The sequence below is a fragment of the Heliomicrobium sulfidophilum genome, assembly GCF_057715735.1.
Window position 1 is genome coordinate 275246 of sequence record NZ_JBVTZZ010000004.1, and the last position, 20333, is coordinate 295578.

19 protein-coding genes and 2 pseudogenes are annotated in these 20333 nt (G+C 54.4%); 14 read left to right on the top strand and 7 right to left on the bottom strand.

Translation table 11 applies throughout. The annotated features are described in order from the left end of the window. The first annotated feature begins 7 nt into the window (after positions 1 to 7). From AC0CW1_RS02840 to AC0CW1_RS02860, 5 genes are all read left to right on the top strand, one after another. A complete protein-coding gene (locus AC0CW1_RS02840) occupies positions 8 to 2656 on the top strand; it encodes an FtsK/SpoIIIE family DNA translocase (RefSeq protein WP_488181580.1) in 2649 nt (882 codons plus the stop codon). Between the two features lie 97 nt (positions 2657 to 2753). Further along, positions 2754 to 3890, top strand: a complete 1137-nt coding sequence (locus AC0CW1_RS02845; RefSeq protein WP_488181581.1) for a type 1 periplasmic-binding domain-containing protein — start codon at positions 2754 to 2756, stop codon at positions 3888 to 3890. Between the two features lie 172 nt (positions 3891 to 4062). Beyond that, complete coding sequence (gene mnmH / locus AC0CW1_RS02850) at positions 4063 to 5247, top strand: tRNA 2-selenouridine(34) synthase MnmH (RefSeq protein ID WP_488181582.1); 1185 nt, start codon at positions 4063 to 4065, stop codon at positions 5245 to 5247. Next, positions 5186 to 6022, top strand: coding sequence for a helix-turn-helix domain-containing protein (locus tag AC0CW1_RS02855; protein ID WP_488182104.1), 837 nt, complete (start codon positions 5186 to 5188; stop codon positions 6020 to 6022). The genes mnmH and AC0CW1_RS02855 overlap by 62 nt, the downstream gene beginning before the upstream one ends. A 39-nt stretch (positions 6023 to 6061) precedes the next feature. After that, positions 6062 to 6556 carry a YajQ family cyclic di-GMP-binding protein gene (locus AC0CW1_RS02860; RefSeq protein WP_488181583.1) on the top strand — a complete coding sequence of 165 codons (495 nt, stop codon included), beginning with the start codon at positions 6062 to 6064 and terminating at the stop codon, positions 6554 to 6556. A gap of 1 nt (position 6557) precedes the next feature. Here AC0CW1_RS02860 and splB read toward each other — a convergent pair whose 3' ends face one another. The 3 genes from splB to aguA form a co-directional block, all read right to left on the bottom strand. After that, positions 6558 to 7697 (bottom strand): spore photoproduct lyase, encoded by a 1140-nt coding sequence (gene splB / locus AC0CW1_RS02865; RefSeq protein ID WP_488181584.1) that lies wholly within the window; start codon positions 7695 to 7697, stop codon positions 6558 to 6560. A gap of 95 nt (positions 7698 to 7792) precedes the next feature. Beyond that, entirely contained in the window at positions 7793 to 8680 is an 888-nt protein-coding gene (gene aguB / locus AC0CW1_RS02870; protein WP_488181585.1) for an N-carbamoylputrescine amidase, read from the bottom strand. Positions 8681 to 8700: 20 nt separating this feature from the next. Further along, positions 8701 to 9717 (bottom strand): agmatine deiminase, encoded by a 1017-nt coding sequence (gene aguA / locus AC0CW1_RS02875; RefSeq protein WP_488181586.1) that lies wholly within the window; start codon positions 9715 to 9717, stop codon positions 8701 to 8703. Between the two features lie 549 nt (positions 9718 to 10266). Here aguA and AC0CW1_RS02880 point away from each other — a divergent pair. The 3 genes and pseudogenes from AC0CW1_RS02880 to AC0CW1_RS02890 form a co-directional block, all read left to right on the top strand. Beyond that, the gene (locus AC0CW1_RS02880; protein WP_488181587.1) at positions 10267 to 10389 is read left to right on the top strand and encodes a hypothetical protein; all 123 of its coding nucleotides are present in this window, start codon (positions 10267 to 10269) and stop codon (positions 10387 to 10389) included. Positions 10390 to 10764: 375 nt separating this feature from the next. Further along, a complete protein-coding gene (locus tag AC0CW1_RS02885; RefSeq protein ID WP_488181588.1) occupies positions 10765 to 10959 on the top strand; it encodes a hypothetical protein in 195 nt (64 codons plus the stop codon). A 36-nt stretch (positions 10960 to 10995) separates the two neighbouring features. Beyond that, positions 10996 to 11187 (top strand): annotated as a pseudogene (locus tag AC0CW1_RS02890) (phBC6A51 family helix-turn-helix protein); the annotation flags it as partial. A 231-nt stretch (positions 11188 to 11418) separates the two neighbouring features. Here the strand turns inward: AC0CW1_RS02890 and AC0CW1_RS02895 are convergent. After that, on the bottom strand, positions 11419 to 11904 hold the full coding sequence (locus AC0CW1_RS02895) for a LysM peptidoglycan-binding domain-containing protein (protein ID WP_488181589.1): 486 nt from the start codon (positions 11902 to 11904) through the stop codon (positions 11419 to 11421). Between the two features lie 385 nt (positions 11905 to 12289). On the opposite strand from AC0CW1_RS02895, the gene AC0CW1_RS02900 reads away from it, so the two are divergent. Together AC0CW1_RS02900 and AC0CW1_RS02905 are read left to right on the top strand one after the other, a co-directional pair. After that, the gene (locus tag AC0CW1_RS02900) at positions 12290 to 12991 is read left to right on the top strand and encodes a response regulator transcription factor (protein WP_488182106.1); all 702 of its coding nucleotides are present in this window, start codon (positions 12290 to 12292) and stop codon (positions 12989 to 12991) included. Further along, complete coding sequence (locus AC0CW1_RS02905) at positions 12966 to 15185, top strand: sensor histidine kinase (RefSeq protein WP_488181590.1); 2220 nt, start codon at positions 12966 to 12968, stop codon at positions 15183 to 15185. The genes AC0CW1_RS02900 and AC0CW1_RS02905 overlap by 26 nt, the downstream gene beginning before the upstream one ends. A gap of 140 nt (positions 15186 to 15325) precedes the next feature. Here the strand turns inward: AC0CW1_RS02905 and AC0CW1_RS02910 are convergent, their stop codons facing one another. Continuing rightward, a complete protein-coding gene (locus AC0CW1_RS02910) occupies positions 15326 to 15760 on the bottom strand; it encodes a DMP19 family protein (RefSeq protein ID WP_488181591.1) in 435 nt (144 codons plus the stop codon). Positions 15761 to 16174: 414 nt separating this feature from the next. Between AC0CW1_RS02910 and AC0CW1_RS02915 the strand changes: the two genes are divergently transcribed. Continuing rightward, the gene (locus AC0CW1_RS02915; RefSeq protein ID WP_488181592.1) at positions 16175 to 16906 is read left to right on the top strand and encodes an AAA family ATPase; all 732 of its coding nucleotides are present in this window, start codon (positions 16175 to 16177) and stop codon (positions 16904 to 16906) included. A gap of 124 nt (positions 16907 to 17030) precedes the next feature. Here AC0CW1_RS02915 and AC0CW1_RS02920 read toward each other — a convergent pair whose 3' ends face one another. Beyond that, positions 17031 to 17399 (bottom strand): hypothetical protein, encoded by a 369-nt coding sequence (locus AC0CW1_RS02920; protein WP_488181593.1) that lies wholly within the window; start codon positions 17397 to 17399, stop codon positions 17031 to 17033. A 105-nt stretch (positions 17400 to 17504) separates the two neighbouring features. On the opposite strand from AC0CW1_RS02920, the gene AC0CW1_RS02925 reads away from it, so the two are divergent. The 3 genes from AC0CW1_RS02925 (at position 17505) to AC0CW1_RS02935 (ending at position 19351) form a co-directional block, all read left to right on the top strand. Beyond that, positions 17505 to 17888: a hypothetical protein gene (locus tag AC0CW1_RS02925; protein WP_488181594.1), complete on the top strand. Its 384-nt coding sequence runs from the start codon at positions 17505 to 17507 to the stop codon at positions 17886 to 17888. A 27-nt stretch (positions 17889 to 17915) separates the two neighbouring features. Next, the gene (locus tag AC0CW1_RS02930; RefSeq protein ID WP_488181595.1) at positions 17916 to 18302 is read left to right on the top strand and encodes a DUF5412 family protein; all 387 of its coding nucleotides are present in this window, start codon (positions 17916 to 17918) and stop codon (positions 18300 to 18302) included. A gap of 131 nt (positions 18303 to 18433) precedes the next feature. Beyond that, positions 18434 to 19351 carry a GyrI-like domain-containing protein gene (locus AC0CW1_RS02935; protein ID WP_488181596.1) on the top strand — a complete coding sequence of 306 codons (918 nt, stop codon included), beginning with the start codon at positions 18434 to 18436 and terminating at the stop codon, positions 19349 to 19351. A gap of 282 nt (positions 19352 to 19633) precedes the next feature. Here AC0CW1_RS02935 and AC0CW1_RS02940 read toward each other — a convergent pair. Continuing rightward, a pseudogene (locus tag AC0CW1_RS02940) lies at positions 19634 to 20184 on the bottom strand (DUF6803 family protein). Positions 20185 to 20333 lie beyond the last annotated feature (149 nt).

Below are 20333 nucleotides of genomic sequence, written 5' to 3' on the forward strand. Positions count from 1 at the left end.
GATCTTTATGGCAAATATGTTCAATCAACTGAAAGAAGACTTAAAGTACGAGATGATCGGCCTGGGGGTGCTGGCCGTCGCCATTTTCGGCATCGTCAGCCTCTTCACCGTCGGTTCCAACCCCCTCGTCTTGCCCTCCGCAGGCGCCGGCGCCGTGGGCCAGTTTTTTTACAACGCCCTGAGCATCACGGCCGGGCAGGGGAAGATCATCTTCCCGCTCTTTTTGGCCTACATCGGCGTCAAGATCATGACCCGGCGGGCCCAGTTTGCTGTCGGACGCAAACTTGCCGGCTTTACCGCCGCTTACCTGATCGTGCTTACCTTCCTGCACCTGATGCTGCCGGTAGGAGGCTCGGACTGGCAAGCGGGGATGGATGGAAAAGGCGGCGGCGTCCTCGGCGCCTCTGTCGCCATCCTCTTAAAGACGCTTTTCGGCACGATTGGTACATATGTGGTCCTCATCGCCCTGATCCTCGCCGCCGTCCTCTTCGCCTTCGAGGTGTCTCTCGTGCAACTGGTGGGGATGCTTCTGGCCGGTCTGACGGGATGGTATGGCAGCATCCGGGGCGTCCTCGGCAAGTTCCTCTTTACGGTCGTCGAGGAAGAGGAGCCGGTGCCGAAAAAGACGGCCGAAAAGCGGCCGCGCCGCAAAAAAACGGAAGAGCCCGCACCGGCCAACGGTTCAGAGGATATTCCACTCGTCATCTATGAGCATGAGAGCAATACGCCCGAGTGGCTGAAGCAGATCGAAAAACCTCTTGAAACAGCGATTCCGACACAGGAGACGACAACGGCGGCAAGGGGTGCAACGAGGGGAGCGAAAAGGGGAGCGACGCCAGCAGTTGCGGAAGATCCTGTGGCCCCCTTGGAGGATACAGCGCCCTTGATCATCCAGCATTATGATGACACGGAACTGTTAGCAGAGCCGCAAATCGACGACACCCTGGTGGAAGGTATCGGCCAGGCGGAGAGCGGTATTTCTGGCTTTGACGAAAACGTCGAGGGGAACCGGACTACGGGCGAAGCAGCCGCTGCGGATCCTGCAGCGGAGTCGGAGGCTGGCGCGGGCGCAACTGGTACGGGGGCGGCGGGCAGTAACGGCGTTGCCGGTTCCGCAGGCGGAGCCGCCGGAGCTTCCGGGAATGGCGGAGCCGCCGGAGCTTCCGGGAATGGCGGAGCCGCCTTTGGAAAAACCGGCTTTCCTGGCGAGGAATATGCCTTGCCGCCGCTCAGCCTGTTAAACCGATCCATGCGCGTCAAAAGCCCGCGTATGGATCAGGACATCACGGAGAACGTGCGCGTCCTCGAAGAGACGCTGAACAACTTCAGCGTCCGCGTCAAAGTGACCCAGGTCAATCGCGGACCGGCCATCACCCGTTACGAGGTCCAGCCGGCGCCGGGCGTCAAGGTCTCCAAGATCACCAACCTAGCCGATGACATCGCCCTGTCGCTGGCCGCCGGCGCCGTCCGGATCGAGGCGCCCATTCCCGGCAAGGCGGCCGTCGGCATCGAGGTGCCGAACAAGGAAGTGACCGCTGTCACCTTCCGCGAAGTCCTTGAAGCGAACGAGTTCCAGCAGTCGGCGTCGAAGCTGACCATCGCCCTGGGCAAGGACATCGCCGGCGCGCCGGTCGTGTCGGAGTTGAGCCGCATGCCTCACCTGCTCATCGCCGGGGCCACCGGGGCTGGCAAGAGCGTCTGCATGAACACCCTGATCACGAGCATCCTCTTCAAGGCCAAACCGAATGAAGTCAAATTCCTCATGATCGACCCGAAGATGGTCGAACTGACCCAATACAACGGCATCCCCCACATGATCGCCCCGGTCGTGACCGACGCCAAGAAGGCGGCGACGGCCCTCAAGTGGATCGTCAACGAGATGGAAAACCGCTATGAACTCTTCGCCGCTTCCGGGGTGAAGGATATCACCCGCTATAACCAGTTCAAGGCCATTGAAAGCCCCGACGGGCCGCAGCCGGCGCTGCCCTATGTGGTGGTGCTCATCGACGAGCTCGCCGACCTGATGATGGTCGCCGCCGTCGATGTGGAAGACGCCATCTGCCGGTTGGCCCAGATGGCCCGGGCGGCGGGCATCCACTTGGTCATCGCCACCCAGCGGCCCTCCGTCGACGTCATCACCGGCATCATCAAGGCCAACGTGCCTTCGCGGATCGCCTTTGCCGTCTCGTCCCAGATCGACTCGCGGACGATCCTCGACCAGGCGGGCGCGGAAAAACTGCTCGGCCGGGGGGACATGCTCTTTTCACCGGTCGGTTCGAACAAGCCCTTGCGGGTGCAGGGCTGTTATGTGTCAGACAAAGAAGTGGAGAGTGTCGTCGAATTCTTAAAAACCCAGGGTCTGCCGGAGTACCAGGAAGGGGTCATCAAGGCCCAGGAACAGGCGGAAGCGCCGGAAGAGGATGACGACGAGCTCTTCGTCGACGCCGTCCGGGTGCTCCTGGACAGCGGACAAGCCTCGATCTCGATGCTGCAGCGCCGCCTGCGGGTCGGCTATGCCCGGGCGGCCCGGCTGATCGACATCATGGAGCAGCGGGGCATCGTCGGCGGCTATGAAGGCAGCAAACCGAGGGAGATCTTAATCAGCAAGGTCCAGTTTGAAGCCAAATACGGACCGGCGAAAAATACGGGGAGCTAATACGGGGAGCGAGAGAAGGGGAAGGGCGCCGTTGTTTACAGGGAGAAACAAAGGGTCGCGATGGGGAGCCATGGGGATGTTGCAGGGGGCCATACGGTTGCAGCGGGGAGCCGTGCAGTTGCAACGGGGAGCCGTGCAGTCGTCATGGGGTTTTGCACGGATACTCTTGTTCCTGATGATTATGGTTTCACTCTTGCTGCTGGCCGGTTGTCGTGGCACAACGACCAGCGACCCGGATAAAGAAGCGGACATCACCGTCGGCGGCGGCTTTGTGCCTCCCTTGATGGGTGCGATCCTAGCGCCCGCTGATTCTCCGGCGGCAGCGGGCAACGGCGCGGCGACGGCGGCGTTGCGGTCCTTAAAGGAGGGCTACGGCGTCAGCACGCGGGTCATCTCATCGGCCGATTTTCTCACCCCGGAAGAAGCCCTTCGCTACTTTGGCGAAAATGAGGCGCGGGCCGTCGTCATCGTCGACCCGGCTTTTGCGGCATCGCTGCCGGTGGCGCAAGAGAAATTTCCGAAAACAAAATACATTCTCCTGGGGCCGCCGGGAGAGCGCGCGCAAGAGACGAGACTGGCCGGCGCTTACCTGGCTGGCGCTGTTGCCGGCGCGATACTCCCCGGAGGGACCGTCGCCGCTGTCGCGCCGCCTGGCGAAACACAGACCGCCGCCCTGGAGCGGGCGATCCGGGCCGGCATGGCCGAGACAGGAAGAAGCGTCGCTTTGTTCATGACGACTGCCGGCGCGGCCGGGGAGCAGCCCGGAACCGGGGTGGGAAATGCCGCCACCGGAGCGGGGAACGCTGCCGTCGGAGCGGGGAACGCCGCCGCCGGAGCGGGGAACGCTGCCGCCGGAGTAGGCAACGTTACCGCCGGCGACGAGTCCCCCGCAGCGACGGCGGATCTGCGCATCTTCCTGCGGACTGCTGACGTGACAGCGCCTGCTCCAGGCGCCGGGCGCAACAACAATGCCATCGTGCTTCTCCAGGCCCACGAAGCGCCGCCGCCGGGGGTTTGGTCGGTCCAGAGCGTTGTGAACAGCGCCGACCTGCTTCCCCGCCTTGAGGCCATCCTCAACGGAAAAGAAGCGCAAAAAGCTCTGCCGATCCAGTGGAACATCTTCATGAAGCCGGCTACGGGCGAGCCCTATCCACTGCCGGAGGAGATCCGGGCAAAAGTAGAACCGGTGCTGCAAAAGCTGATGCGAGGGGAAATCACCCACTCTATCCAATAATTGCAGACTTGTGAACGGGAATCTCGGGAATCAGCATGGATTATCGATGAATTGGCTTTGAACTTTTTGACAGAATTAGACTCTTAATGATATACTAATATGAGAATGTCGTAAAATTAACCTTCGGGAGATTTTTCGACTTTTTTTCTTGAAGGGAAGTCAGTGTGCTCGAATGAGAGGCAACACAGAAATACCCATCACCATTGACAAAGCACTGTCTGGCGAATTCGGTCCACTGATAGATGTGCGTTCAGAAGGCGAATATACAGAAGCGACCATCCCCGGCGCGGTCAACGTCCCTTTTTTGTCGAATGAGGAACGGGCGCGCGTCGGCACCATCTACAAGCAACAGGGACCGGCGGAAGCCCGCGAGGTCGGTCTGGAGATCACCGGTCCCAAGCTCCCCCACATCTACCGCCAAGCCCAGGCGGTCGCCGGCAAAGGTCCCGCCGTCCTCTTCTGCTGGCGCGGCGGGATGCGCAGCAAGACCACATCGACCGTCCTCAATCTGATGGGGATGGAGACATACCGGCTGGAGGGCGGCTACAAGGCCTTTCGTCGCTACGTCAACGAGTACCTGGAGCAGCGCATCGGCGCTTGGCCTTTTCTGATGCTGCACGGCAACACCGGCGTGGGCAAGACGGAGATCCTGTCGGCCCTGGCCCAGCGGGGCGCCGGGGTCATCGACCTGGAGGCCATCGCCGAAAACCGGGGCAGCGTCTTCGGCCATATCGGCTATCAATCGATTCCGACCCAGCAGACTTTTGAGGGCCGCCTGGCGATGGCCCTTCGCGCCTGCCAGGACAAGCCCGGCATTTTCATGGAATGTGAAAGCCGCCGCATCGGCCGCGTCGTCCTGCCGCAGAACTTTTTCCGGCGCATGCAGGAGGGGGAACGGATTCTCCTTTACGCCCCCATGGCTGTCCGGATTCAGCGGCTTGTCGACGTCTACGCCAGGGAGGCGGACAAAGGCAAGCTGTTGGAGGCGATGAGGCGGCTGGAACAGCGCCTCGGCAAGGCTCGCGTCCACACATTGACACAATGGGTCGAACAGGAGGATTATGCCGCTGTTGCGGAAGTGCTTTTGCGGGAATATTATGATCCGTTATACGGGTATCCCAACGGGCCGAGCCGCCACTACCCCTTCGCCGTCGATGCATCGTCGGTAACAGAAACGGTGAATCTGCTCATGCTATACATGGAAGCACGCTTTCAGAAAGGAGGTCGCGTCGATGGAAAGCCTCGGGCTTGTGCTCCGGCAAGCCAGGGAAGAGAAACAACTCACGTTGCGCCAGGTGGAAGCGGACACGAACATCCGTCTGGCGTACCTGACCGCTTTGGAAGAAGGCAATTATGACCTGCTCCCTGGCCGTGTCTACGGTGTCGGGTTTATGCGCAGTTATGCCAAATACCTCGGCCTCGATCCAGCGCCGCTGATCGAAGCGATGAAGCATGATTGGAAAGTCGAGGAAGAAGAAGCCTCTCCGGTGACAGAGGAGAAGGAACAAGAGTATTCAGCCCCGCGAACGGGCGGCATTGTCAAATACGCTGGCTACGGTCTGGCGGTGGCCGCCATCGCCGGACTTGTCTTTGTCTCCGCGAGGCTGCCGGACAACGACCATCCCGACAAGGGGCGTTCCGACAGCGGCATCGCCCTCAATGGCGCCAAACCGACCGGCCCCACTGCTCAGCCGGGGACAACGTCGCCGGATGGGTCGGCTTTGCCCGTTGCGCCGGAGGCCCCGGCAGCACCGGGAGCGCCGGGAGCAACCGCCGCCCTATCCCCGACTGAGCCGGGCGCGAACGGACAGGCGGCTGCCGGAGAAACCGCCCCAGGCGTGCCGGCTGTGGCGCCGGCGCCAGCGCCTACGCCGAGCGGCGTGGCCGTGACCTTGCGGGTCGTGCAGGACCGATGCTGGATGTCGGTCAGCCAGGACGGCCAACCGGCCTATGAGGGAACGGCAGCCGTCGGCGACGCGATGACCTTTACCGGCAAAGACAAGGTCAATGTGGTGCTCGGCAACGCCGGCGCCGTGGAAGTCATCTTGAATGGAAAAAGCCTCGGCACCCTCGGGGACGTGGGACAGGTCATCAAAGAAGAGTTTGTTCCCTTGATGCAAAACCCGGGTTGAGGCCCGGGTTTTTTGGTAAACAAAAAGGAGGAAAAGGTTATGGCCAAGGACGCATCCTTTGACATCGTATCTCAGGTGGATGAACAGGAAGTGACCAACGCCGTCCATCAGGCGGTCAAGGAGATGGAACAGCGTTTCGACTTCAAAGGCAGCAAGAGCGAGATCCGCCAGGAGCAAGGCGCCATCATCCTCGTCTCGGACGATGAGTTTAAGCTGAAAAACGTGACCGACATCCTGGAAGCGAAGATGGTCAAGCGCGGCATCTCCCTGCGCGCGCTCAAATACGGCAAGATCGAGTCGGCCGCCGGTGACACAGTCCGTCAGAAGGTCGAACTGGTCCAAGGGATCTCGAAGGAGCATGCCAAAGAGATCACCAAACTGATCAAGGACAGCAAGATCAAGGTCCAGGCGTCTGTCCAGGGCGACCAGGTCCGCGTCAGCGGCAGCAAGCGCGACGACCTGCAAGCGGTCATCGCGTTGCTGAAGAAGGCGGACCTGGAGATTGAGCTGCAGTTTATCAACTTCCGGTCGTAGTCTACGTAAAGTACTCAACCTCGGCATCGGGAAACCGTTCGAGCAGCGCCGTCTGGAGCAGATCCTTCATCGATTTGGCCGTCTCGTCGGGGTATACATACTTGCCCATGCCGTACTTGCCGTACTTGAACTTGCGCTTCTCCTCGTCCATGTCGAGGCGAGATTCGGGAAAGCGCTCCAGGATCACTTTTTTGGCCCGCGCCGTGAAGCGGTGCTGGATCAACTCAAAGGTCACCGGAGGAGAAAGGGGCTGGATCGATGCCAGCTCCTTTTTCAATTGGTCGAAGAGGCGGAGGTAGTCCTCCTCCCAGCCGGGGTAGACCATGATCGGGGCGATGATGAATCCGAGGGGATAGCCGGCGCGGGCCACCTGGGCGGCGGCGGCGATGCGCTCGGCGACAGGCGGCGTCCGGTGCTCAAAGTCGCGGACGACGTGCTCGCTGTTTAAGGAAAAGCGAAAGCGCGTATGGCCGTTGTGACGGGCGTTAAGGAGCGGTTCCACGCCGGTAAACTTGGTGACGAAGCGGAGGCGGCCCAACTCCTGGCTCCCGAAAAACTCAATCGTCTTAAACAAAGAGCCGGTCAGGTGTTCGACGCTCAGCGGATCGCCGGAACTGGCCACTTCGAAGGTGGTCGGCTCGGGCGCGTTTTTTTCGATGTACTTGGCTGCCTGATCCAGCATCTCCTCCACATTGACGTAGACGCGCAGGTAGGGCCGCTGGCCGAGGGTCGTCTGCAAGTAGCAGTACTCGCAGTGGCCGGGGCAGCTCGTCATCAGGGGGAACTGGTAATCGGCCGAGGGGCGGCAGGTGGGAAAGCGCAGGTCCCGTTTGACACCGACGACGAGGGTCTTTTTCGCCTGGGCGTACTTCTGGTTCGGTGTATCCCCCGGCAGGCCGGTGACACGGTTATGGGAAGGGATCTGCCGGGTGGGAAGGCCCAACTCGTGGCAGAGGGCGACAATCTGCTGGCCCAGCGGGTAGGCGAGGGCCTCTTGTTCAAAAAAGACCCGCTGGGGGACGTAATGCCATTTTGATTGCTCCTGGGAATGCTCTTGCAGTTGCTCTTTGGGCTGCTCTTTCGGCAGCGCTATTGGCAACTCTTGCAGCGGCTCATTGGGTCGCTCCATCAGTTGGTCCAAGGGGGCACCTCCTCGAGAGGAGTTTTCCCGGCGATGGGCAAGAAAAAAGCCCCCTCGGAGCGGTCCGGGTGGACCTGTTCGAGAGAGCGGGAAATTTACTTTAATCCCCGGTAGGCTGTCACGCCGTCATAGGTGAGAATCGCCGTGTACATGTCGGGCCGCCGGTCGCGGAAGACGCCCCAGGCGGTGCGCATGCGGGCGCACTCGTCGAGGTCGAAGGTGGCCGTCAGCACCGTTTCGGAAGCGCGGTCCGCTTCGGCCACCTTCTGGCCGAAGGGGTTGGCGATGAAGGAAGAGCCGTAGAAGTCGATCTCCGACTTGCTGGAGGTCTCCTTGCCGATGCGGTTGGAGGCGACGAGCGGGACCAGGTTGGCGCCGGCATGGCCCTGCATGCAAATCTGCCAGTGGTCCTTTGAATCGACGCCCGGTTCTTCCGGCTCGGAGCCGATGGCCGTCGGGTAGAGGAGGATCTCAGCGCCCATCAGGGCCATGCAGCGGGCCGCTTCGGGAAACCACTGATCCCAGCAGATGCCCACGCCGATCTTGCCGTAGCGGGTCTCCCAGACTTGGAAGCCCGTATCGCCGGGGTTGAAGTAAAACTTCTCCTCATAGCCAGGGCCGTCGGGGATGTGGGTCTTGCGGTAGACGCCGAGGATCTCGCCGTCGGCGTCAATCATGGCGACGGTGTTGTAGCGGGCGTTGTTTTTCTTTTCGAAAAAGCTAATCGGCAGGACCACGCCCAGTTCCTTGGCGATGGGCTGAAAATGGCGCACGGCCCGGTTGTTCTCCGTCTCCGTGGCCAGGTCGTAGTGCTCGGGCAGTTCGGTCTGGCAGAAGTAGGGCGCTTCAAAGAGTTCTTGCAATAAGATGACCTGGGCGCCCTGGCGGGCCGCTTCCCGGACGAGCGTTTCCGCCTTGGCGATGTTGGCGTCCACATCCCAGGAACAGCTCATCTGGGTGGCGGCGACAGTGACCTTGCGCATGGGATCCCTCCGAATCGAAGCTATTTGGGCATCTGCTGGGTGGCGCAGTGGATGTTGCCGCCACCGGTGAGGATGATCCGGCTCTCGACGGGCACGATCGTCCGGTCGGGAAAAACGCGAGCCAGGACGGCCTCGGCCTGCCGGTCCGTCTCGGCGCATTCGCCGCCGAAGATGGGGAGGATGATGCCGCCGTTGACAAAGTAGAAGTTGATGTAGCTGGCGGCCATGCGGACGCCTTTGTGGTGGAGGACGGGCGGCTGCTCGATGGGGATGATTTCCAGGGAGCGGCCCTTGGCGTCGATAGCCTGCCGGAGGATCTCCAGGTTGTCGCGGCTGATGGCGTAGTTGGGGTCTTCCGGGTCGGAGCAGACCTGGAGGAGCACCACGCCCGGCCGGGCGAAACAGGCCACATTGTCCACATGCCCATCGGTATGGTCGCCGCAGAGGCCGTTTTTCAACCAGACGATCTTCTCAACGCCCAGGTACTGGCGGACCTGCGCGTCCAGTTCCTCGCGGGTCATGTGAGGGTTGCGGTTTTTATTGAGGAGGCACTCTTCCGTCGTCAGGAGGGTGCCTTCGCCGTCGACATGGATGGAGCCGCCCTCCATGACAAAGGGGGCGTCAAAGCGGCGGATGCCGAAGTGGTCGAGCAGTTGGGGCGCCACGAGGTTGTCCTTCTCCCAGGGGTACTTATTGCCCCAGGCGTTGAACTGCCAGTTGACGCCGGCCACCTCGCCGGCGGCGTTTTTGAGGAAGGTGGGGCCGTTGTCGCGGATCCAGGAGTCGTCGTACTCCATGGGGAGGATATCGACGGAGGGACCGCAGATCTGGGCGGCCTCCTCGGCAAGTTCTGGGAGGACGATCATCGTGACAGGTTCAAAGCGGGCAATGGCCTGAGCCACCCGGGCGTAGGCTTGGCGGACCTCGTCAAGTTCTTCGGGCCAGGTCGTATCGTCGATGGGCCAGGCGATGAAGGTGCGTTGATGGGGCGCCCATTCGGGGGGCATGGCGAAGCCAGATTGCTGCGGCAGAGGCATGAGATCTTCTCCTTTGTTTGGTGATTCGACTTATTATAGCATGGGGAGGAGAGGAGCAGAAATGTGTTGACTGCGTCAACGTATACGATATTGATCAAGTGTTGGCACAAATTAACGGATCAAATAGCTGTTGACAAACGTGGTCTTACGAGATTAGTATAACCTTGTCCAGTAGTGGGCCTGCTTGGCTGTATAGCGCGCTTGGTTCGGGACCAAGAGGCCGCAGGTTCGAATCCTGTCGCCCCGACCATTGATTTTATTGGGTTTTTCGGGTTAGTGGATGGTGGTTGCGGTCGGGCGTGACGCCTGGCGTGACGCCTAGGGGTTAAGTTTAAGATGATGACGTGTAGGTCCAGGATGGAAGTCCTGGGCTTTTTTGCGTGTGTGTTATGTTTGAATTCAAAAATAACAGGATAGCCCCAGCGACTATTATGTTGCCGGTGAAAAAATTCACGGGGGTATTTTTTGTACTGAAAATTCACATAAGCTTTCTCGATCCATAAAATGGAACTAGGGTGTGCCGTAGTATACGGAAAGGAGGTTTTTTTCATGGGTGTTGTCGCGGGTGGTTACGTTGGTTTTCCCACTGTAGTTGGCCTTGCTATCGCCCTCATCGTAATTGGAGCTTTCTATCCTGCTATTGTTGGACCTGGATATGTGCGTGATTGCTAAGGATCTCTCACGAGAAAACCCAAATGAGGGGAGGACTAATAATGAGTGAGTGCGTTGTTGCCGGAAACTTTATTGGGAATCGGATTGTTGCTTTGGCCATTTTGATCATTATTATTGCTATCCTCGGCACTGGATTTGGATTTGGGTACGTGAAGTGTTGCTAGGGCTAAAGACTTGTTCATGGTCGTTAAGGTCCAGGATGGAATCCTGGGCTTTTTTAATTTGTGTTGCGGGATAGCGGTGGGGGAACAGCGGGCCGTTGGCCCGACGTCGCTAAAAAACGAGAACATAAAAGAGTATTTTTTGTAGTTATGACCATAATCTGGTATAATAATCTAAATGAAAAAAACTCAAAAGTAAAAAGGAGGGTTCTCAATGATTATTTATTGCGATCCGTTAAATATATCCACACAACAGTGGGTTGAAATGATAAAAGATAAATATATTTTCAAAGACGAGAACCTCCGATTAGTTTACGCACTCTTCAACTGCAATGAATACAAAGATAATGCTTCCAACTTGGCAAAAGTATTAGGAGAAACAAGTTATCAAGCTAGATTAGAAGTCTAGCTTCTAAATCAACTCACGGATTCAGGGGAGGCTTACAATAACCTCAAGGATATCGTTCGGGCCAGCGGCAGTGAGAAAAACAAGCTGAAGGCTATCGAACTCGTCCTGAAGAACCAGGGCCGCCTTACCGAAGTCACGAAGATTGAGGCCAAGGTGGAGGACAGCCGCTCCAACGAGGCTATCGAGGCGGAGATCGACAACCTCAAAAAGCTGCTGGCCGATATGTAAGCAAAGAGTGTGACGATCTTTCACACCCTTTTTTCGTGGGAAGAAACCCATCCTCTTTTCTTGCAATATCAGATGACTAGAGATAAGATTTGTCCCACGAAGCCTATTAAATGGGTGGGGTATCAGGCAAAAAACTCATCTTCTATGCAAAGAGACGACATCATAATCGACGCACTCATTGAAGAACTGAAGTCTACAACGCATAGAGGGGTACGAGGAGCATCGGCCACACTATCGGCAACTCCCTCCAGGAATGAAACCCTCTAGGATAACACCACCGGAAATACCGGTCTGTGAATGAAAAGGACGTATGAAAACTCTTGAGTTTGGTGTAACCGATGCAACGGTAGGAAGTTCGACTCGGGAAGACCAAGTCGGCGGGTCCTCAGGAGTGGCGAACAACTCGTTTCCAAAACCGCCGATATCGGGTATGCGTATTTCACCGAAATACCTGTCAAAATTGCCGAATACGGTAGGCTGCGGTAAGGTGGCCGTAAAGCTCACCGCCTGACCGCCTCTGGGACCAAAATTCACATAAGCGACCCCACCTGTTCCGAAGGGCACACGCCCTCGGGGCTGCAACAGCGTACAGCATGGGTAAGCAATGAGGCCGGGAACACAAAGGACATCACCTGGAAATAATAAATTGGGATTGGGGATATGCGGGTTGTTGACGGCTAACGCCTCGATTCGCACTCGGAACATTTGAGCGATCATATAGAAGGTGTCTCCTGGAAGAACGGTATATCGACCCAGAAATGCTGGAGGACAGTTCAATGGAACTCGTTGAGTAATATGGTACGGCACCGTTATCGTCCCCCTACACAACGCATTTGCAAGCAATATATGCCAGCAATTTGATTTGTGCTAAGTGGAAGATTTATTTCCAGGAAACCATAAGCAGCGATCTCACCGTTGTAGGTGAGGTCGCTTTTTTTGGTGCGACAACCGAAATGTCAGAAAGCCTTAAGAAATCTATGTGATCTTTCTTCAGAATTACCTTTTATAATTCATAGCAGGGAGACAGCCAACAGAGCGACGTCAATCAGCGAAACCAAGGTCAGATAAGTGAAGAGGAAACATTTTTAAGGCGGTGACAGTCATCGACTCGTACAGCGTTTTGGTGGTGGATGATGATCCAGATATCGTGGAAAGCTTGTCCATCTACCTCCGTCATGCGGGCTATGCTGTTTTAAAGGCCTATGACGGCGTGCAAGCTCTGGAGATCATCAATACGAAGCCGGTTCATCTCATGCTCATGGACATCATGATGCCGAAGTTGGACGGCATCCAAGCGACCATGAAAATTCGGGAAGAGAAAAACATTCCCATCATTATCGTGTCGGCCAAATCAGAGGACATGGATAAAATCCACGGCCTCACGGTAGGGGCGGACGATTATGTCACCAAACCCTTCAATCCCTTGGAAATCTTGGCCCGAGTCAAGTCGCAGTTGCGGCGCTACACGAGCCTGGGGAATCTGGATCAGAGCCACGCGGCCTCCAAAATCGTCAACGGCGGATTGCAAGTCGACCCGGAATGCAAAAGCGTGACGGTGGACGGCGAATTCGTCAAGCTAACGCCATTGGAATACGGCATCTTAGAGCTTTTATGCAAGCATCCCAACCGGGTTTTCTCTGCCGAAGAGATTTACCGCCGGGTGTGGAACGAAGAGGGCTTTGTCAATGACAACACCATCGCCGTCCATGTCCGCCGGATTCGAGAGAAGATCGAGATCAATCCGAAGGAACCGAAATATTTGAAGGTGGTGTGGGGTGTTGGATACCGGATTGAAAAAAATTAGCCGCTCGCCCATGGTGAAATGGTTGGCTTTTTTGCTGGTGGTGGTCAGTTTTGGCATCGCCGCCACCATGTTCGCCAACCTGGTGAAAAACGTGGACAGCTTGGACGTGTTATCCGAGCGGGACTATGTGAATTCAGACGAATTATCGCGATACCAGCAGCGTTTTCTGGCCGATCTGAATGATTTGCTTAGGTATGGAAATGAAGAAAACATCAAAGCCGGCAACAGCATCAATAAAATCGAATTCGAAGCTCGAAAGCGGCAAATCTTCGATAATTGGTATGACGAACAGCAGATGGAGATTAGGGATCCGTCCCATGACGAGGAACCAAGCCTTGCAACGGTAGAAAGCAAGCTGCAAAAATCTCCGTTGATCAAAACGACATTTGAACGGGAGATGGCCGGAGAAATCGCCGACCTTCGTCAAGAGATGATTGACAGCGAGTTCCGGGCGTATCGCTCCCTTTTACAGAGAGTGAGCAATCAGGCGGGCATCGCCTACTATGCGACCAACGGTGTCGTTACCTATACCAATACGGACCAAAGGGATCGAAGCTACTTTACCGGATTCCAAGCCTACTACGTGGTGGACAAAAGTGTCTCAAAAATCTACCCGGCAAAGGAAAACAACGCAAGGTTCTACGGTTCCGCTTCCGACTACACGCCAAATACCACCATGTACCTGGCCGTCAACGATGAGCACCTCGCCCAAAAGCAGCAAGAATGGGACCGCCAATATGATCATCTGCGCTATGGCATCAGGGTCATCGCGGTCGCCGTCTTGCTGATTAGCATCGGTCTCCTTTACCTGATCTGGGGAACCGGAAGGGGGAACGATGGACAAGCCATACAGGTTCAACTTATCGACCGGCTGTACACGGATATGGCGCTTTTCGGTATCCTTGCCGTCGTGTTCACGTGGGCGGTTCTCCTGTTCCAACTGATACAAAGCAACCTTTTGGCTGATCCGCTGCTCTTTGTTGACTTCCTGCGGCCGGATTTCCTGTCTGCCACGCTGTTGAGCATGATCAGTTGCAGCCTGGGCTTAGGGTTGCTGTTATCGTTGGTGCGGCGCTTGAAAAACCGGAGCTTCGTCAAGGAGAGCTTGACCTATCAGGTGGGCTCAAAAATCTGGAACATGATCCGGACCGTTCTCACTTCCGGTCCCCTCTTGATAAAAATCGCCGCAGCCATCGTGGTGTTGGTGGCAGCCGTAGCCCTTTTGTCCGCGTTGATTGTTAGAGCCGATTCGCTACTGGCGTTCCTCTCCCTCCTCGTGCTTGGCGCGCTGACGGCCTTCGTCGTGTATTCCGCCATATCCGCAGTCAGACCGCTGCAAGTGATCATGGACGGGGTGCAGATCATCAAAGAGGGACAGTTGGATCATGAGATCCGAATTCACGAGAACAGCCTGTTTGCTTCGTTGGCCAAAGACGTCAATACCTTGGCCGATGGACTGAAGCGCGCCTTGGCCAAAGAGATCAAAGCGGAAAGAATGAAGTCCGAGCTGGTGACCAACGTTTCACACGATCTGAAGACGCCGCTCACTTCGATCATTACCTATGCCGACTTGCTATCCAAAGAAAACCTGATTCCAGAGGCGGCCAACGAATATGTGGCTGTCATCAAGAAAAAGAGTGAACGGTTAAAACAGATGACCCAGGATTTGTTCGAAATCTCCCGGGTGCAAAGCGGCAACATTACCATGGAAATGGAACGCATCGACTTGGCGGTGCTGGTCAACCAATCCCTGGCCGAACTGGAAGAACAGATGGAAGCGTCACAACTGGAATTCAAAGTGAGCGCCCAAGAGGGCCAGGCCCTTGTCCTGGCCGACGGAAAACGGCTTTCCCGGGCGCTGGAGAATCTGATCCAGAATGTGATGAAGTACGCACTGGTCAACACAAGGGTCTATCTTACCGTATCGGCCGATGAAACCCATGCCTATGTGGAATGCAAAAACATCGCCAACTACGAGATGAATTTCAATGCAGATGAAATTCTGGAGCGCTTCGTCCGGGGGGACCGGGCGAGAACCACTGAGGGCAGCGGGCTGGGGCTCGCCATTGCCCAAAGTAATGTTGCTGCTTGCGGCGGAGTATTAAAAGTGACCGTCGATGGAGACCTCTTTAAAGTGTTGATCACGATGAATAAGGCTTCGTCAGATGGGGAAGAGGTAAGAGATTCCCTCTGAGGTAAGGCATACGTATGCAGCGATCTCACCGGATTAGGTGGGGTCGCTTTTTTGGTACATCGTGGATGCCGATTGCTTGGTTAATTTACTACGAAAAAAGCAGCGACTTCTTTTGTTTTCGAAACTACTCCTGGACGGCGTTACCTTTCCGGTGATTCACATAACTTTTTCAGGCAAGTTTCATATAACCGATCGTACGTTTTTATTTGATAAAATTCATCATCCAATTTTTCGTATTTGAACAGTTTCTCAATGGGACTTATATTCATATTATGAATTTCGATAGCTTGTTGTAGCAGTTTCGCAAAATCGAACTGCTCGAATTCGAACAAGACCTGTAGAGTATCCTCGGCATACAGGCCCTCTGTATTAAGAAAATATTGATCGAAACCACCGTTGTTTACCTCTGTGGTTAATTTATCGATCATGAATATTTGCTTTTCAACCATGCCTAGTTTTTTAAAACCATGTAGAAAGAACTTATGAAGTATTTCCTCTGAAATCTTATTATATTTTTCTGTAATATCATCAACATCGGAAGATAATGGTGTTTGTTCGCCGAATCCTTTACTCAATATCATCATAACCTCCATAAATCGTAACAATGATCAACAGGACAAAAGGTATCAAGATGACAGAAAGAGGAAATGGAACAAATTTCAACACCCATAACGCTCCGCAGATGGTCGCGATGGTAAGATAAAACACCATGTCGTCCATATCCCACTTTTTCCGGTTTAGGACTACATGTAAGTAGCCGATTGGTGGTAAAATCATACATATTGCTAAAATGAAGTTTTTTCTTAGATACCAAGGCAACGTAACGCAGGCTCCTTTCGCTCTGATTGATGAACAATTTTTTCCAGTAAGCGATTTTCCCTGTCAGTGACATTTTAGTTATGCCAATAAAAGCATACCCTTTATATGGGATTTATCTGTATTATAGCACGATAATGTTTGTTGTGCGTTTCTGAGGAAAGGGGGCAAATATGCTCTCAGGAAATCAAGCAAGTTATCTCCGTAGCATCCGCCTTCGTCAAAATGAGGCGCCTTCTCTATCGGAGTATCCCTTTTCACTGCCTGCGGTAAGAGGATTAAAGGAACTTCAATTCCATCCCAAAGTCACCTTTTTCATAGGTGAAAACGGCACCGGAAAGTCTACGTTGCTGGAGGCGATTGCTGTCGCTTTTGGTTTTAATCCGGAAGGCGGATCAAGGAACTTCAACTTCGCGACAAGGGATACTCACTCAGAATTGCATCGCTATCTGACGGTAGTCAGCAACTATCGAAAGCCAAAAGATGGATTTTTCTTAAGGGCAGAAAGCTTTTATAATGTATCGTCGACCATTGACGACCTCAACTTGATCCGATCCTATGGCGGCAAGTCACTCCATAAACAGTCTCATGGCGAAGCCTTTTTTTCTACCTTCATGAACCGTTTCGGTGGACAGGGACTTTATCTGCTCGATGAACCGGAGGCAGCGCTCTCCCCCAGTCGTCAGATGGCGATGATATCACGCATCCATGATTTAGTGGAACAGGATTCGCAATTTATCATCGCGACACACTCTCCGATTATCATGGCCTATCCCGATGCGAAGATCTTTCTGTTTTCGGAGAGCGGTATTGACATAGTTGCGTACGAACAGACGGAGCATTACCGGGTAACGAAAGAATTTTTGATGAACAGAAAAAAGATGCTAGACATATTGCTGGAATGAGCACAAGGAAGAACCGCCCGTGAGAGGGCGGTTTGTTTTCGTTTTCGAAGCTGTTTCGAGGAATCGTTGCTGAGACGGAGCGGGTTGTCAATCCCAAGAAGGATTATGGTGAGATTAATAGAATTTATTTACATTCATAAAAACCTTGTGAATGAATTATCCATGACTTCCATGAAAAGTATACCAATTCCTTTAGTGTTATTTCGTAGTCTGGACCCAGTTCTTTTCTGATTTTCTTGACCAGGGTATGTCCATCCCGGTTATGCGTTTCTCTAAAAGCGGAAAAACCATCTTCCGTCAACGGGTGGATCATCGTTTTATGAAAACGACACCCCCATTCGTTTAGTTCATGTTTCAGGGCATCCGACAATGGCAGATCGCACAAATCAAAATTGTAGTTACATGTTGAGCACCATAAAGGATCCGTTGCGAATTCTGCTTCAAGACGTAACGAACGGCTTTTTTCAGGGCAGTTACATGCGAGGAGAGGCAATTCACACCATTCCCTTTATTAGGTTTCCATCCATATTATAGCACGCTTTGAGCCGCAGAGGCGGCACAGGCGGTTCGAAATTGAATTAGACAGAGGGGAAGTGCGGTGAAGAACAGAATTGTCAATGCGATTATCATCGGCATCGTCTTGATGGGCGTCTTTTTATCGGCGACAACAGCCGATGCGTTAGGCGACTATAATCATGGGACTCTATATGCCGTTGTTCCCGTTGACCCGGATCATCCCGAAAATGGCGCGATCCAAGTGATCTGTATGGTCCAGCGTTTTTTTGATCGAATCATTGACGTTGACCCCAAAGTTAGGGCGGAGAAAATCAACGGCAATTATCCCTGGGAGTTCGAAGTGGTAAGCTGCTCACTGTTTGCGCGAAAAAAAGATGCCTATGGCGTCGTTATCCACGGCGTGGTGAACGTTAGGAACATCTACACTGGTGAATATAAAATTGTTAGTGTCTATGAAGAAGTTTGACAGGCGATTTTATCAGGAGGCGTTCCTTTGACTTCAGAAGAATCTCGCCAGATCCACTCCGAACCGAGAAAAAAGCTGGCCATTGGATGTCTATTTCCAATGGTTATTGTTGCATTGCTGCTAGTGGCCTTTGGATACATTACATTTTTCACGTTGCGCTTAATACCTCATGGACAATACATGACGGAGACGAATGCTCCAGATAAATCATACACGATACGATTCTACATCATCGATGGTGGCTCATTGTCAGCGGATAGTGTTCGCGGTGAGTTGATTAATCATCGGACGAGCATGAAAAAGAACATTTATTGTGGGTATCGTTTTCGAGAATTGCATGTAGATTGGATAGATAACAACACAGTGATCATCAACGGTCGCCGGTTGCAGCTTCCTGGAGACACTTACGATTGAAGAAGAGATAGCGAGTAAAAAGGGAAATCAGTGGGAAAGTTTTCATGGCCGAAGATAAAGAAAGGCAAAGCAGGTCAAGATTTTTATCCAGCGAAAATGCTACCCTTTCATCATGAAGGAGGTGATCGCGAATGCGAGAAAAGGTGTACGCGGTGCAGCGGATGCAGGATTATATTGAACAACACCTACAGGCGCCGGTGACGCTGGACCAGTTGGCGGCGTCGGCAGGATACTCGTCGAGCCATGCTTCCAGAGTATTTAAGGAACTCGTCGGCATCCCTCCCTTGGAGTATCTCCGCGCGCGCCGGCTGTCCCAGGCAGCGCTTCAGTTGCGGGATACCTCCAGCCGTGTGCTGGAAGTCGCCTTAGACGCCATCTTCGAATCCCATGAAGGCTTTACGCGCGCCTTCTCCAAGCAGTTTGGCATCACCCCGGAGAACTATCGCAAGCATAAACCGCCCTTGCCGTTGTTTATGCCGAGCAGCGTTCGCGACTACTACCTCCATATGATGAAAGGGGAGAGGGACATGCAAGAGAAGACTGATTACTGCACCATCTTCACCCAAGTGGTCGAGCGACCGGAACGGAAGTTGATCCTGTTGCGAGGCAGGAAAGCCACCGATTACTTCGCTTATTGTGAGGAAGTCGGCTGTGATGTCTGGGGGATCTTGTGCAGTCTGAAGGGGGCGCTCTATGAGCCGGTCGGCATGTGGCTGCCGGAGAATCTGCGCCGGCCCGGCACTTCAATCTATGCGCAGGGGGTGGAGATGCCGGCTGATTATGCCGGGCCTGTCCCGGAAGGGATGGAGATCATCGATCTGCCGCCCTGCAAGATGCTGGTGTTCCACGGCCAGCCCTTCGCTGATGAAGAGATGGAACAAGCCATCGGGACCGTCTGGAATGCCATGAAGAACTTCCGTCCCGAGACCTTTGGCTGGCAATGGGCCGACAAGGATGGGCCGCGCATTCAACTGGTTCCTTTGCCCGAACGCGGTTACATTGAGGCGAGGCCGGTTCGGGAATTAAACGAAAGAAAGTCAGCCTTCTAGTGGTCGATCCCTCCGCCTGTTTCCCCGGTGTGACGTCTACAGTTCATCTCATCGGATAACGGTTAGCCCCAGGAAGAGCAGTCCTGGGGTTTTTTCTTTTGCGGATTAGGTAAGTAACTGGATGTATTGACAAAATAGCGAACAGGGTGTAATTTTACACTGTCGAGTGTAATTTTACACTGACCAAGACGCCGAAAACAATGGGGTAAGTCGGAGGGGAGGCTTGATGTCCGGTGGATACAGCGTCGAAGGATCGTTTTCCAGAACCACGGATACGCAAGGCTAACGTATCACAAGTCCTATGGTTTTATCTTCGAAGCCATCGTGCTCTTTCATGGAATGCTGAGGCATCGCTTGAGACGAAGGCGCGCTCATCAGCAGGTTCAGGTCCAGTATGCCGAAGATCATGGCCACGTGGGCGACGACCAGGAAGAGGGCCACGAAGGCGGCATGCAACTTCAGTTTCGCCTCTTCATAGCGCCCTTTGCCGATAAGGTTCAAGTCGAGAAGGGCCATCCCCAGGAGGGGAATCACACCGGCTAGGTAAAAACCGACGGCGATCACGTCTGAGGTCCGCGCCACTGCCCGCTCACGGTCAGCGGAATGACGGCGGTGGTCATGAGATAAGCGAATACGCCGAGGAAGTACAGGCCGCCTGCAATACTGGCGGCTTTATTCAATGTACGCAGCGTGCTGTTGCCCTGGCGGTTGAAGAGGATGAACAACTCCGTAATGGCCACCGTCTCCGCGAGGATGACCGGGATGGCCATGAACAGAATCAAGTTCCAAGGCTGATGTACGGCTAGCAGTTCCATATAGTGTGTCATTGCCATCGTCTAAAACACTCCTTTCATTTACTAAAAGGAGCATAACAAAAACTTGTGAAAGAAATATAAAGATGATGATTGACATAATGTGGTATTCATGATAGCCTGATTAAGGAAATATATTGCAGCACGAGGGGGATAAAGGGTTACCTCAA